General features: G+C 69.8%; 11 protein-coding genes. 6 read left to right on the top strand and 5 right to left on the bottom strand.

Going from position 1 to position 13,012, the window contains the following annotated elements; all coding sequences use genetic code 11:
- Positions 1–3: 3 nt before the first annotated feature.
- The 5 genes from ACWGO8_RS02065 to sdhC all read right to left on the bottom strand — a co-directional run bounded on the left by ACWGO8_RS02065 (position 4) and on the right by sdhC (position 4,880).
- A complete protein-coding gene (locus ACWGO8_RS02065; protein ID WP_452041480.1) occupies positions 4–1,329 on the bottom strand; it encodes a YhjD/YihY/BrkB family envelope integrity protein in 1,326 nt (441 codons plus the stop codon).
- Positions 1,330–1,420: 91 nt separating this feature from the next.
- Positions 1,421–2,182 carry a succinate dehydrogenase iron-sulfur subunit gene (locus ACWGO8_RS02060; protein ID WP_148732026.1) on the bottom strand — a complete coding sequence of 254 codons (762 nt, stop codon included), beginning with the start codon at positions 2,180–2,182 and terminating at the stop codon, positions 1,421–1,423.
- A 1-nt stretch (position 2,183) separates the two neighbouring features.
- Complete coding sequence (gene sdhA, locus ACWGO8_RS02055) at positions 2,184–3,992, bottom strand: succinate dehydrogenase flavoprotein subunit (protein ID WP_452041479.1); 1,809 nt, start codon at positions 3,990–3,992, stop codon at positions 2,184–2,186.
- A 7-nt stretch (positions 3,993–3,999) separates the two neighbouring features.
- Entirely contained in the window at positions 4,000–4,446 is a 447-nt protein-coding gene (locus ACWGO8_RS02050) for a succinate dehydrogenase hydrophobic membrane anchor subunit (protein WP_376956523.1), read from the bottom strand.
- A gap of 11 nt (positions 4,447–4,457) precedes the next feature.
- Positions 4,458–4,880 (bottom strand): succinate dehydrogenase, cytochrome b556 subunit, encoded by a 423-nt coding sequence (sdhC, locus tag ACWGO8_RS02045; protein ID WP_376956525.1) that lies wholly within the window; start codon positions 4,878–4,880, stop codon positions 4,458–4,460.
- A gap of 180 nt (positions 4,881–5,060) precedes the next feature.
- Between sdhC and ACWGO8_RS02040 the strand changes: the two genes are divergently transcribed.
- The 6 genes from ACWGO8_RS02040 to ACWGO8_RS02015 all read left to right on the top strand — a co-directional run bounded on the left by ACWGO8_RS02040 (position 5,061) and on the right by ACWGO8_RS02015 (position 12,970).
- Positions 5,061–6,185, top strand: coding sequence for a mannose-1-phosphate guanylyltransferase (locus tag ACWGO8_RS02040; RefSeq protein WP_452041478.1), 1,125 nt, complete (start codon positions 5,061–5,063; stop codon positions 6,183–6,185).
- Positions 6,186–6,211: 26 nt separating this feature from the next.
- Complete coding sequence (locus ACWGO8_RS02035; protein ID WP_452041477.1) at positions 6,212–7,273, top strand: BMP family lipoprotein; 1,062 nt, start codon at positions 6,212–6,214, stop codon at positions 7,271–7,273.
- 224 nt (positions 7,274–7,497) lie between these two features.
- On the top strand, positions 7,498–8,607 hold the full coding sequence (locus ACWGO8_RS02030) for a BMP family lipoprotein (RefSeq protein ID WP_452041476.1): 1,110 nt from the start codon (positions 7,498–7,500) through the stop codon (positions 8,605–8,607).
- A 165-nt stretch (positions 8,608–8,772) separates the two neighbouring features.
- Positions 8,773–10,287, top strand: a complete 1,515-nt coding sequence (locus tag ACWGO8_RS02025) for an ABC transporter ATP-binding protein (protein ID WP_452041475.1) — start codon at positions 8,773–8,775, stop codon at positions 10,285–10,287.
- A complete protein-coding gene (locus ACWGO8_RS02020) occupies positions 10,284–11,660 on the top strand; it encodes an ABC transporter permease (RefSeq protein WP_452041474.1) in 1,377 nt (458 codons plus the stop codon). The genes ACWGO8_RS02025 and ACWGO8_RS02020 overlap by 4 nt, the downstream gene beginning before the upstream one ends.
- On the top strand, positions 11,657–12,970 hold the full coding sequence (locus tag ACWGO8_RS02015) for an ABC transporter permease (RefSeq protein ID WP_452041473.1): 1,314 nt from the start codon (positions 11,657–11,659) through the stop codon (positions 12,968–12,970). The genes ACWGO8_RS02020 and ACWGO8_RS02015 overlap by 4 nt, the downstream gene beginning before the upstream one ends.
- Positions 12,971–13,012: the final 42 nt, after the last annotated feature.

Genomic DNA, 13,012 nt, shown 5'->3' with positions numbered 1-13,012 from the left:
ATCCTAGGGGAGCCCCCCGACGTCGTCGCTCGGGGGCGGGGACGCCGCCTCGGTCTCCGCTCGGGCCAGTTCCTCCTCCGCCCTCGCGAGCCGGCGCCGGGCGGGCATGCGCTCGAGCCAGTTCGCGTCGGCGAGCGCCTGCTCGGCCTCGCGCACCCGCACGCGCGCGGCCGTCACGAGCGCCTCGTGCTCGCGTGCGAGCTGTTCCGCCTCGAGCTGCGCGGCCGTCACGAGCCGGAGCGACTCGTGGTTGTCGAATGCCTCGACGGCGATCCACGCGGCGGCGACGAGGATGATGATGCTCGTGATCCGGAACCACAGGAGCAGCGCGATGAACACGGCGAAGGTCGCGAGGAGCGGGTTCTTGCCGGCCGCCGTGAGGACGTAGCCGCCGAGCAGCTGCAGTACCGTGATCGCGAAGGAGCCGAGCAGGGACCCGACCCACATGCGCCGCCACGGCATCGCCGCACCGGACAGGAACCGGAACAGCACCGCGAGCGCGAGCGTGTCGATGACGAACACGACGAGGAGTGAGCCCGCCTGGACGGCGACGTCCGTCCACCCGGAGTCGCGGGGCATCCCGGTCAAGGTCGTGATCCAGCCGAAGAACGACGTCGTGACCACCGACAGCACCGTCGCCAGGATGAGGATCCCGCCGAAGGCGAGCCCCACGAGGAGGTCGCGCGTCTTCAGGAGGACGTACGCCCGGGTGTCCTTCTGCAGGCCGAAGGTGCTGCGCACCGCGATCCGCGCGTAGGTGATCCACCCGATCGCCGTCCAGACGAGGCCGACGAGCGCAACGGCGCCCGTGAGGCCGAACAGGCTGGTGTTCGCGGTCGCGATCGCCACGAGGTCGTCGGTGGAGATGATGCCGTCGTCGCCGACCAGCCCCGGCGCGTAGGTGTTGAGCAGGGCGATGAACGCGGTGAGCGCCTGCGAGTTCCCGGTCAGCCAGATGCCGGCGACCGCGAACACCACGTACACCGCCGCGAAGATCGCGAACAGCGCCTGGTAGCTCATGCCGGCCGAGAGGATGAACCCGTTCCGCGCGAGGAAGTGGCGCCAGACTCGCACGGGGAAGAGGGCCATCGTCTTCCGGGTGATCGTGGTGACCCGGTTGATCGGCTCCTCGAACCGCTCCTTGGTGCGGGTGCCCAGCTCCTCGAGTCGCTCCCGCGTGGACTCCCCGGCTTCCGAGTGCCCGGATGCCGCGTCATCCACGGCGGCGTCGGGTCCTTCGTGCTCGACGCCGGGTCCTTCGTGCTCGACGTCGGCGGCCGACCCGCGGCGACGACCGCGACGACCGACGGCGGAGGTGGGCTCGCTCACGCTCCCAGCGTAGCGATCCGGCCGGGCCGAGTCGGCGACGAGGGGCCGGTGCGATCGGCACCGGCCCCTCGTCGTCAGCCGACGGCTCGCGTCAGGGCTTGCCGCGCATGATCGCCTGCTTCACCTCGGCGATCGCCTTCGTCACCTCGATGCCGCGGGGGCACGCGTCGGTGCAGTTGAAGGTCGTGCGGCAGCGCCACACGCCCTCCTTGTCGTTGAGGATGTCGAGGCGCACGGATGCCGCGTCGTCGCGCGAGTCGAAGATGAACCGGTGCGCGTTGACGATCGCCGCGGGGCCGAAGTACTGGCCGTCGGTCCAGAACACGGGGCACGACGAGGTGCACGCCGCGCAGAGGATGCACTTCGTGGTGTCGTCGAAGATCTCGCGCTTGGCGATCGACTGGATGCGCTCCTTGCCCGGCTCGGGCTTCGAGTTCGCGATGAGGAACGGCTGCACCTCGCGGTAGCTCGCGAAGAACGGCTCCATGTCGACGACGAGGTCCTTCTCGAGCGGGAGGCCCTTGATCGCCTCGACGTAGATCGGCTTCGAGATGTCGAGGTCCTTGATCAGCGTCTTGCAGGCGAGGCGGTTGCGTCCGTTGATGCGCATCGCGTCGGAGCCGCAGATGCCGTGAGCGCACGAGCGGCGGAACGTCAGCGAGCCGTCCTGCTCCCACTTGATCTTGTGCAGGGCGTCGAGCACGCGGTCGGTCGCGTACATCTCGACGTCGAAGTCCTGCCAGCGCGGCTCCGTGTCGACGTCGGGGTCGAAGCGGCGGATCAGGAACGTGACCGTGAACGACTGCACGGGCGCGCTCGCGGCCGGCGGGTTCTCGAGCGTTGCGGTGCTCACGTCAGTACTTCCTCTCCATCGGCTGGTAGCGCGTGACCGTCACCGGTTTCCAGTCGAGCCGGATGTGGTCCTCGGCGTGCGACGAGTGGGCGTCGCCGGTCAGGTACGCCATCGTGTGCTGCATGTACTTCTCGTCGTCGCGGTTCGGGAAGTCGTCGCGCATGTGGCCGCCGCGGCTCTCCTCGCGGTTCCGCGCGGAGTGCACGACGACCTCGGCGAGGTCGAGCAGGAACCCGAGCTCGACGGCCTCGAGCAGGTCGGTGTTGAACCGGCGGCCCTTGTCCTGCACCGCGATGTGCTTGTAGCGCTCGCGCAGCGAGGCGATGACGGATGCCACGTGGGCGAGCGACTCGTCGGTGCGGAACACCTGGGCGCCCTTGTCCATCTCGTCCTGCAGCTCCTTGCGGATGGCGGCGATGCGCTCGGTGCCGTTCGAGTCGCGCAGCAGCTGGAGCAGGTCGCGCACACCGGCGGCCGGGTCGGCGGGCAGCGGCGTGAAGTCGACCGTCTTCACGTACTCGACCGCGTTGCGGCCGGCGCGCTTGCCGAAGACGTTGATGTCGAGCAGCGAGTTGGTGCCGAGGCGGTTCGAGCCGTGCACCGAGACGCACGCGCACTCGCCGGCGGCGTAGAGGCCGGGCACGACGGTCGTGTTGTCGCGCAGCACCTCGGCCGCCACGTTGGTGGGGATGCCGCCCATCGCGTAGTGGGCGGTGGGCATGACGGGCACCGGCTCGTAGACCGGGTCGACGCCGAGGTAGGTGCGCGCGAACTCGGTGATGTCGGGGAGCTTCGTCTCGAGCACCTCGGCGCCGAGGTGCGTGCAGTCGAGCAGCACGTAGTCCTTGTGCGGGCCGGCGCCGCGGCCCTCGGCCACCTCCTGCACCATGCAGCGGGCGACGATGTCGCGCGGCGCGAGGTCCTTGATGGTGGGGGCGTAGCGCTCCATGAAGCGTTCGCCCGAGGCGTTGCGCAGGATCGCGCCCTCGCCGCGGGCGCCCTCGGTGAGGAGGATGCCGAGGCCGGCGAGGCCGGTCGGGTGGAACTGGAAGAACTCCATGTCCTCGAGCGGCAGGCCCTTGCGCCAGATGATGCCGACGCCGTCGCCCGTGAGCGTGTGCGCGTTCGAGGTGGTCTTGTAGATCTTGCCGAAGCCGCCCGTGGCGAAGATGACGGCCTTCGCCTGGAAGACGTGGAGCTCGCCGGTGGCGAGCTCGTAGGCGACGACGCCCGACGGCTGCTCGACGCCGTCGACCTCGGTCATCACGAGGTCGAGGGCGTAGTACTCGTTGTAGAACTCGATCCCGAGTCGGACGCAGTTCTGGAACAGCGTCTGCAGGATCATGTGGCCGGTGCGGTCGGCCGCGTAGCAGGCGCGTCGCACGGGCGCCTTGCCGTGGTCGCGCGTGTGCCCGCCGAAGCGTCGCTGGTCGATCTTGCCCTCGGGCGTGCGGTTGAACGGGAGGCCCATGTTCTCGAGGTCGATGACCGCGTCGATGGCCTCCTTCGCGAGGATCTCGGCCGCGTCCTGGTCGACGAGGTAGTCGCCGCCCTTGACGGTGTCGAAGGTGTGCCACTCCCAGCTGTCCTCCTCGACGTTCGCGAGCGCGGCGGCCATGCCGCCCTGCGCGGCGCCCGTGTGCGAGCGGGTCGGGTACAGCTTCGAGATGACCGCGGTGCGCGCACCCGGCCCGGCCTCGATCGCCGCCCGCATCCCCGCGCCGCCGGCGCCGACGATCACGATGTCGTACTGGTGGTAGTGGACGCCGTCGACGACCTTCGTCTCGACGTGGGCGCTCTCGGGATTCACAGGTCTCCTAGGCCGCGGGGCAGAACGAGGGGAGCAGGTCGGCGGGGGCGCCGGCGGGGCACGGGTCGAACGTGAACACCACGAGGGTGCCGAGCACGATCAGCACGGCCGCGGCCGCGAACAGCGCGATCTTCAGGAGCCGCTGGATGGTGCCGGGGCTCGTGTAGTCGTTCACGATCGTGCGCATGCCGTTGGCGCCGTGGATGAGGGCGAGCCAGAGCATCAGCACGTCCCACCACTGCCAGAACGGGTCGGCCCACTTGCCGGCGACGAAGCCGAAGTCGATGGCCTTGACGCCCTCGCCCACCATCAGGTTGGTGAACAGGTGGCCGAAGATGAGCACGAGCAGGACGACGCCCGACGCGCGCATGTAGATCCAGCCCCACTTCTCCCAGTTGACGCCGCGCCTGCGGGCCGGGCGCGCGGGGCTGCGGGGTGCTTCGATGGCAGTCATGTCGCGGCCTCTCAGTGGCTGAAGACGTTCATCAGGTGACGGGGCACGAACGCGAGCATGGTGACCACCCAGAGGGCGATGACCACGTAGAAGAGCACGCGCTGATGGCGGGTCGCCCACGCCCAGAAGTCGACGAGGATGATGCGCAGGCCGTTGAAGGCGTGGAACACGATGGCGCCGACGAGGGCGACCTCGCCGAGGCCCATGATCGGCGTCTGGTACGTGCCGATCACCGCGTTGTAGGCCTCGGGGCTGACGCGCACGAGCGAGGTGTCGAGGACGTGCACCAGGAGGAAGAAGAAGATCGCGACACCGGTGATGCGGTGCAGCACCCATGACCACATGCCCTCGCGGCCGCGATAGAGCGTGCCGCCCGGCCGCTGCTTGGCCGGCTTCTCGGGTGCGGTCAGGGTTCCTGCCGAGGTCTCTGGCATGAACAACCCTCCCTGGCTGTGTGATTCGCCCTTGACGAGAGGGCACGACGGGCGCTCGGCCCGCATGCGAGTCTAGTCCCGCGCCGGAGGTGGTGCCGGTTAGGGCTGCCTAACCCCGGTCGCGGGCAGAGCGAGCGATCACGCGGATGCCGCGGAGGACGTCCCGGTATCCTCGATCGCATGTCGACAGCATCCCTGCCCCTCGAGGGCTTCTACAGCGTGATCCCCGCGGGGGGCGTCGGCTCACGGCTGTGGCCGCTGTCCCGGGCGGACGCGCCGAAGTTCCTGCACGACCTCACGGGGTCGGGCCAGACCCTCCTGAAGGACACGTGGGACCGGCTCGCACCCCTCTCGGGCGAGCAGCGGATCATGGTCGTGACGGGCCGCGCGCACCGCGCGGCGGTCGAGGCGCAGCTGCCCGCGCTCGCCGACGAGAACATCGTGCTCGAGAGCGAGCCGCGCGACTCCACCGCGGCCATCGGCCTCGCCGCCGCCATCCTCGAGCGCCGCGAGCCCGGCGTCGTGATCGGCTCGTTCGCGGCCGACCACGTGATCTCGGGCGACGCGCTGTTCCGCTCGGCGGTCGCCGACGCGGTCGCCGCGGCGCGCGCCGGGTACATCGCCACGATCGGCATCACCCCGACCGAGCCCGCGGTCGGCTTCGGCTACATCGAGTGCGGCGGCCAGGTCGAGGTGCCCGGCGCCGACCGTGTCGAGGCCGTGTCGAACTTCGTCGAGAAGCCCGACCTCGAGACGGCCAAGCGCTACCTCGAGGGCGGCGATCACCTCTGGAACGCCGGGATGTTCATCACGAAGGCGTCGACGCTGCTCGAGGAGCTCGCCCGCACGAAGCCCGAGCTGCACGCCGGGCTCGTCGAGCTCGCCGGCGCGTGGGACGACCCCGAGACGCGCGGACCCGCGGTCGACCGGATCTGGCCCACGCTCGAGAAGATCGCGATCGACTACTCGGTCGCCGAGCCCGCCGCCGCGGCCGGCCGGCTCGCGGTCATCCGCGCGCACTTCCAGTGGGACGACGTCGGCGACTTCGCATCGCTCGCGAAGCTCAACACGGCCGGCCGCTCGGGAGAGCTGGCGATCCTCGGCGAGAACGCCCGCGTGCTCGCGGACGCGTCGAGCGGCATCGTCGTGAGCCGCGCGAACCGGGTCATCAGCCTGATCGGCGTGCACGATATCGTCGTCGTGGACACGCCCGACGCGCTCCTCGTCACGACGAGCGAGCACGCGCAGCGGGTCAAGGCGGTCGTCGACGCCCTCCGGCTCGGCGGGTCGAGCGACGTGCTGTAGGGGCACTCGAGAGAACGGGGCAGCGGATGTCTGTGCGTCGGTGGTTCGGCTTCGGAGCGGCGCTCGTCGCGGCATCCGTCACCCTCGCGGCCTGCGCGCCCGCGCCCGAGTCGGGCGGCACGGATGCCGCAGGCACGGACTGCGTGCGCATGGTCACGAACTCGGGCGGCCTCGAGGACCGCTCCTTCAACCAGTCGAGCTGGGAGGGCCTGCAGCAGGCGGAGGACGAGCTCGGCGTCGACGCCGAGGCCATCGTCTCCACCGGGGAGACCGACCTGGCGCCGAACGTGCAGCAGGCCGTCGACTCCGGCTGCGGCCTCATCGTCACCGTCGGCTTCGAGCTCGCCGAGGCGACGCTCGAGCAGGCGACGGCCAACCCCGACCTCGCGTTCGCGATCGTCGACGAGACCGTCGAGGCCGACAACGTGAAGCCCGTGGTCTTCGACACGGCGCAGGCCTCGTTCCTGGCCGGATACCTCGCGGCGGGCGTCTCGAAGACGGGCGTGGTGGCCACGTTCGGCGGCGGCAACCAGCCGCCCGTGACCCTCTTCATGGACGGCTTCGTCGACGGCGTCGCGAAGTACAACGAGGTGCACGGCACCCAGGTGCGCGCGCTCGGCTGGGACAAGGCCAAGCAGGACGGCGCGTTCACCGGCGACTTCGAGGACATCAACAAGGGCAAGGCGCTCACGGAGGGCTTCATCGACCAGGGCGCCGATGTCATCCTCCCGGTGGCGGGACAGGTCGGCGAGGGCGCCGCGTCGGCGGCGCGCGAGCGCGGCGGCGTCTCGGTGATCTGGGTGGACAGCGACGGCTACGAGACGCTCGCGCCCGAGTTCCGGCCCATCATCCTCACGAGCGTGCTGAAGAACACCCAGGACGCGATGGTCGAGATCGTCGGCGAAGTGCAGGACGGCGCGTTCACGAACGAGCCGTACATCGGGACGCTCGAGAACGGCGGCGTGGAGATCGCGCCCTATCACGACCTCGCCACGCTCGTCTCGCCCGAGCTCGACGGGGAGATCGAGGGACTGCGCCAGGCGATCATCGCCGGAGAGCTGGTCGTGGACTCGCCGAGCCGGCCCTGAGCGCGGTGCCCCCGGGGAGCGGGCGAGCACACCCCTGATCACTGGGGAATGCGCATCCCCGTCCCCCGAGCGGGGGCCGACCGGTCTGCTCATATGAGCAGAATGTCGCGGCTTGATAACCATTGCATGTCACCTGCCGCCCGATCCTGAGCGTCGACCGCAACATTCGGTAACGTGACTCCACGAGTCCCGCGACGGTCGGGGCGCAGTCTTTGGAGGACACAGTGAAGGTCACGACCAGGAAGGCCGCGCTCGGCGGTCTTGCCATGTTCGGCGCAGCCGTGCTGCTCGCCGGTTGCGGTTCCGCGCCCGAGGATTCGGGCAGCACCGACGGGGGAGAGGCGGCCAGCGACTTCCTCCCCTGCATGGTCTCCGACGCAGGCGGCTTCGACGACAAGTCCTTCAACCAGCTCGGCTTCGAGGGCCTGACGGCCGCCGCCGACGAGCTCGGCGTCGAGCCGGTCACCGTGCAGTCCGACGCGGAGACCGACTACGCGCCCAACCTGACGAACCTCGTCGACCAGGGCTGCAACCTCATCGTCACCGTCGGCTTCGCGCTGGCGTCGGCGGCGGGCGAGTCGGCCGAGGCCAACCCCGACATCGACTACGTCTCGATCGACGACACGGTCGACCTCGACTTCGACGGCCAGACCGACTTCGACAACATCAAGCCGATCATCTTCGACACGGCCCAGGCGGCGTTCCTCGCCGGCTACGCGGCCGCCGACTACTCGAAGACCGGCATCGTGGGCACCTTCGGCGGCATGAACTTCCCGACCGTCTCCATCTTCATGGACGGCTTCGCCCAGGGCGTCGAGTACCACAACCAGGAGAAGGGCACGAACGTGCAGGTCCTCGGTTGGGACCGCGCCGCGCAGGACGGCCTCTTCACCGGTGGCTTCGAGGCGAACGACACCGCGCGCAACACCGCGCAGGGCCTCATCGACCAGAACGTCGACGTGCTGCTGCCCGTCGGCGGCCCGATCTACCAGTCGGCCGCCGCGGCCATCCGCGACTCCGGCCGTGAGATCGCGATGATCGGCGTCGACGCCGACTTCACCCAGACCGACCCGTCGGTCGCCGACCTCATGCTCACGTCGATCCTCAAGGGCATCGACGTCGGCACCAAGGAGGCCGTGCTCGCAGCGGGCAACGGCGAGTTCGACAACACCCCGTTCATCGGCACGCTCGAGAACGAGGGCGTCGGCATCGCGCCGTTCCACGACTTCGAGTCCAAGGTGTCGTCCTCGCTCCAGGGCGAGCTCGACGACCTGAAGGCCGCCATCATCGCGGGCGACATCAAGGTCGAGTCCTACCTCGCAGCGTCCGAGTAGGGACGCACGCTCTGATCGGGGAGGTCGGCACCAGCCGGCCTCCCCGATCGGCGTTCCGACGCCATTCGGAGCGCGTCGCGCAACATCTGCGCACGCGGCATCCGACCCCTTCAACATTCGTGCAGCATCACCAACGGATGCAGCCATCTCACTAGGATCGGGGACATGAAGCTCGAACTTCGCGGCATCACGAAGCGATTCGGCAGCTTGGTCGCCAACGACCACATCGACCTCACCGTGGAGGCCGGAGAGATCCACGCCCTCCTCGGCGAGAACGGTGCAGGCAAGTCGACGCTCATGAACGTGCTCTACGGCCTCTACCAGGCCGACGAGGGCGAGGTGCTCCTCGATGACGAGGTGCAGCACTTCGCGGGCCCAGGCGACGCGATGGCCGCCGGCATCGGCATGGTGCACCAGCACTTCATGCTCATCCCCGTGTTCACGGTCGCCGAGAACGTCATGCTCGGCCACGAGTCCACCCGCGCGGGCGGGCTCCTCGACCTGCCCACGGCCCGCGCGAAGGTGCGCGAGATCTCCGAGCGGTTCGGGTTCGACGTCGACCCCGACGCGCTCGTCGACGACCTGCCCGTGGGCGTGCAGCAGCGCGTCGAGATCATCAAGGCGCTCTCACGCGACGCTCGCGTGCTCGTGTTCGACGAGCCGACCGCCGTGCTGACCCCGCAGGAGACCGACGAGCTGATGGCGATCATGCGCCAGCTGAAGGAGACCGGCACGTCGATCGTCTTCATCACGCACAAGCTGCGCGAGGTCCGCGAGGTCGCCGACCGCATCACCGTGGTGCGACTCGGCAAGGTGGTCGGCGAGGCGTCGCCCACGGCGACGAACGCCGAGCTCGCCTCGCTCATGGTCGGGCGCGCGGTCGAGCTCACCGTGCAGAAGGAGGAGGCGAAGCTCGGCGAGCCGGCCCTCCAGGTCGAGCACCTCAAGGTCATCGACCACATCGGCCAGCTCGTCGTCAACGACGTGAGCTTCGAGGTGCGCGGCGGCGAGATCCTCGCCGTCGCCGGTGTCCAGGGCAACGGGCAGACCGAGCTGACCGAGGCGCTCCTCGGCCTGCAGCCGCGCGTCGAGGGCTCGATCAGGCTCGACGGCGTCGAGCTCGCCTCGGCCGGCGTCAAGAAGATCCTCGACTCGGGCGTCGGCTTCGTGCCCGAGGATCGCACGGAGGACGGCCTGGTCGGCGAGTTCACGATCGCCGAGAACCTCATGCTCGACCGCAGCGGCGGCGCGCCGTTCGTGCGGGCCGGCAACATCCAGCGCGGCGCGCTGGCCGACTTCGCCCGCGACAAGGTCGAGGAGTTCGACGTCCGCACCCAGGGCATCGACTCGAAGGTGCGCCAGCTCTCGGGCGGCAACCAGCAGAAGGTGGTGCTCGCGCGCGAGCTGAGCCGCGACCTGCGCCTCCTCGTCGCCGCGCAGCCCACGCGCGGCGTCGACGTCGGGTCGATCGAGTTCATCCACAAGCGCATCGTCGAGACGCGCGACTCGGGCGTGCCCGTGGTCGTCGTGTCCACCGAGCTCGACGAGGTCGTCGCGCTCGCCGACCGGATCATGGTCATGTACCGCGGCCGAATCGTCGGGATCGTCCCCGGCGACACCCCGCGCGACGTGCTCGGCCTCATGATGGCCGGCGAACAACCCGAAGGAGCGGCCGCATGAGCGACCCCCAGAACCCCGAGGCCGCGCGGCCGACCGGTGCCTCCGGCGACCTCGACGCCGACGTCGCCATCGAGGAGCCCGACGCCGTCTCGCCCGAGCAGCAGACCGCCGCCGACGCCGCGCGGACGACGGGCGGCCCCGGCACGGCCGCCGCCGACGTCCCGCCGCCGTCGCGCTGGCACACGATGCTCCACCAGATCGCGACCGGCAACGCGATCATCTCGGTCCTGGCGGTGGTGCTCGCACTGCTCGTCGGCGCCATCATGATCGCGTTCACCGACGAGCGCGTCCAGGAGACGGCCGGGTACTTCTTCGCCCGCCCGACCGACATGCTCGGCGCGATCTGGGACTCGGTCGCCGGCGCGTACACGGCGCTGTTCCAGGGCGCGATCTACAACTTCCGCCGCGACACGTTCCTCGCCGGCATCCGGCCGCTCACCGAGACCCTGACGTTCGCGACTCCGCTCATCGCCGGTGGCCTCGGCGTCGCCCTCGCCTTCCGCGTCGGCATGTTCAACATCGGTGGCCGCGGCCAGATGCTCATCGCGGCATCCGTCGCCGGCTGGATCGGCTTCGGCTTCGACCTGCCGTGGGGCCTGCACATGCTCGTGGCCCTCATCGGCGGTCTCGTCGGCGGCGCGCTCTGGGCCGGCATCGCGGGCCTGCTGAAGGCACGCACGGGCGCCCACGAGGTGATCGTCACGATCATGCTCAACTACGTCGCGTTCTACCTGGTGTCGTGGCTGCTGCGCACCCCCGGCCTCCTCCAGGCGCCGGGCTCGTCGAACCCGAAGACCCCGGCGATGAAGGACACCGCGATCTTCCCGGCGCTGCTCGGTCCGCAGTTCAACCTGCATTTCGGGTTCGTCCTGGTGGTCATCGCCACGGTCGTGGTCTGGTGGATCCTCAGCCGCTCGAGCCTCGGCTTCCGGTTCCGCGCCGTCGGCGAGAACCCGAACGCCGCGCGGGTCGCCGGCATCAACGTCCGCAACATGTACGTGTACGCGATGCTCATCTCGGGCGCCCTGCTCGGCCTCGCGGGCGTCAGCCAGGTGCTCGGCACCGTCACCACCGGCTTCACCGCGGGCATCGACGCCGGCATCGGCTTCGACGCGATCACCGTGGCGCTGCTGGGCCGCTCGACGCCGTGGGGCACCTTCATCGCGGGCCTCCTGTTCGGCGCGTTCAAGGCCGGCGGCTTCTCGATGCAGGCGGCCGAGGGCGTGCCCATCGAGATCGTCCTGGTCGTGCAGTCCCTCATCGTGCTCTTCATCGCGGCGCCTCCGCTCGTCCGCACGATCTTCCGCCTCCCCGACCCGGCCTCGCGACGCAGAGCCGTTCCGAACGTCTCCCAGGAGGTGAAGGTCAAGTGACCACCGCCGTTCAGCACAACGCCCCGGCCCCGGTGGCCGAGCCGCTCGACACGACCGTCGTCACGAGCTGGAAGGCGCCGATCGCGTTCGCGATCTTCACGCTCCTCGCGCTCGCGCTCGCGGTCTTCGCACCGCGCGACGGCAACACGACCTTCCGCCTCTCGACGCCGGCCGACGCGATCCAGCTGCCCGAGATCACGGTCCCGTCGCTGCCCGCGCTGTGGATCACGATCGTGCTGCTCGCGCTCGCGACCGCGTACTCGGCGATGCTCGTCGCGACGAAGCGCAGGGTGCCGCTCTGGCTCGTCGTGGTGTTCGCGATCCTGTTCATGTTCGGCTTCCTCACCTGGGCCGCCTCGGGCGCCGCCATCCCGGTGATCGGCCTGCTGTTCGGCTCGCTGAGCCTCGCGGTGCCGCTCATCTACGGTTCGCTCACGGGCGTGATCGGCGAGCGCGTCGGCGTCATCAACATCGCGATCGAGGGCCAGCTGCTCGCCGGCGCCTTCACCGCGGCCGTCGTCGCGTCCCTCGTGTCGTCCTCGACCGGCCAGCCCTGGCTCGGCCTGATCGCCGGCACCGTCGGCGCGATGGTCGCGGGCGTGCTCGTGGCCATGGTGCTCGCGTCGTTCGCGATCAAGTACTTCGTCGACCAGGTCATCGTCGGCGTGGTCCTCAACGTCCTCGTCGTCGGCCTCACGAGCTTCTTCTTCTCGCAGGTGCTCACGCCGAACTCGGCCGTGCTCAACACGCCGCCGCGGTTCGAGCGCCTGCCCATCCCGCTGCTCAGCGACATCCCGATCATCGGGCCGGTCTTCTTCCGCCAGACCATCGTCGTGTACCTCATGTACATCGCGGTCGCGCTGGTCTACGTCGGGCTGTTCCACACCCGGTGGGGCCTCCGGCTCCGCGCGGTGGGCGAGCACCCGCAGGCCGCCGACACGGTCGGCATCAAGGTGAACCGCACCCGGTTCTGGAACGTGGCCCTCGCGGGCGCGATTGCCGGCCTCGGCGGCACGTTCTTCACGATCGGGTCCGGCATCGCCTTCAACAAGGAGATGACCGCGGGCGCGGGCTTCATCGCGCTCGCCGCCGTCATCTTCGGCCAGTGGGATCCGATCAAGGCGACCCTCGCGGCGCTGCTGTTCGGCTTCGCGTCGAACCTGCAGAACACGCTCTCGGTCATCGGATCGCCCGTGCCGAGCGAGTTCATGCTCATGCTGCCGTACGTCGTCACGATCTTCGCCGTGGCCGGCCTGGTCGGCAAGGTGCGGGGGCCCGCGGCGGCCGGCAAGCCGTACATCAAGTCCTGAGCGGATGCCGCGGCGTCGCGGCATCCGTCAGTGGAACCGAAC

This window comes from Agromyces sp. NPDC055661, assembly GCF_053618135.1.
Note: the sequence above shows the minus strand (reverse complement) of the source record. Positions and strands in the feature narration are given on the sequence as shown.

Coding starts and splice junctions, on each gene's coding strand:
- ACWGO8_RS02050 (WP_376956523.1), bottom strand. CDS start 4,446: ATGACTGCCATCGAAGCACCCCGCAGCCCCGCGCGCCCGGCCCGCAGG.
- sdhC (WP_376956525.1), bottom strand. CDS start 4,880: ATGCCAGAGACCTCGGCAGGAACCCTGACCGCACCCGAGAAGCCGGCC.
- ACWGO8_RS02040 (WP_452041478.1), top strand. CDS start 5,061: ATGTCGACAGCATCCCTGCCCCTCGAGGGCTTCTACAGCGTGATCCCC.
- ACWGO8_RS02035 (WP_452041477.1), top strand. CDS start 6,212: ATGTCTGTGCGTCGGTGGTTCGGCTTCGGAGCGGCGCTCGTCGCGGCA.
- ACWGO8_RS02025 (WP_452041475.1), top strand. CDS start 8,773: ATGAAGCTCGAACTTCGCGGCATCACGAAGCGATTCGGCAGCTTGGTC.
- ACWGO8_RS02020 (WP_452041474.1), top strand. CDS start 10,284: ATGAGCGACCCCCAGAACCCCGAGGCCGCGCGGCCGACCGGTGCCTCC.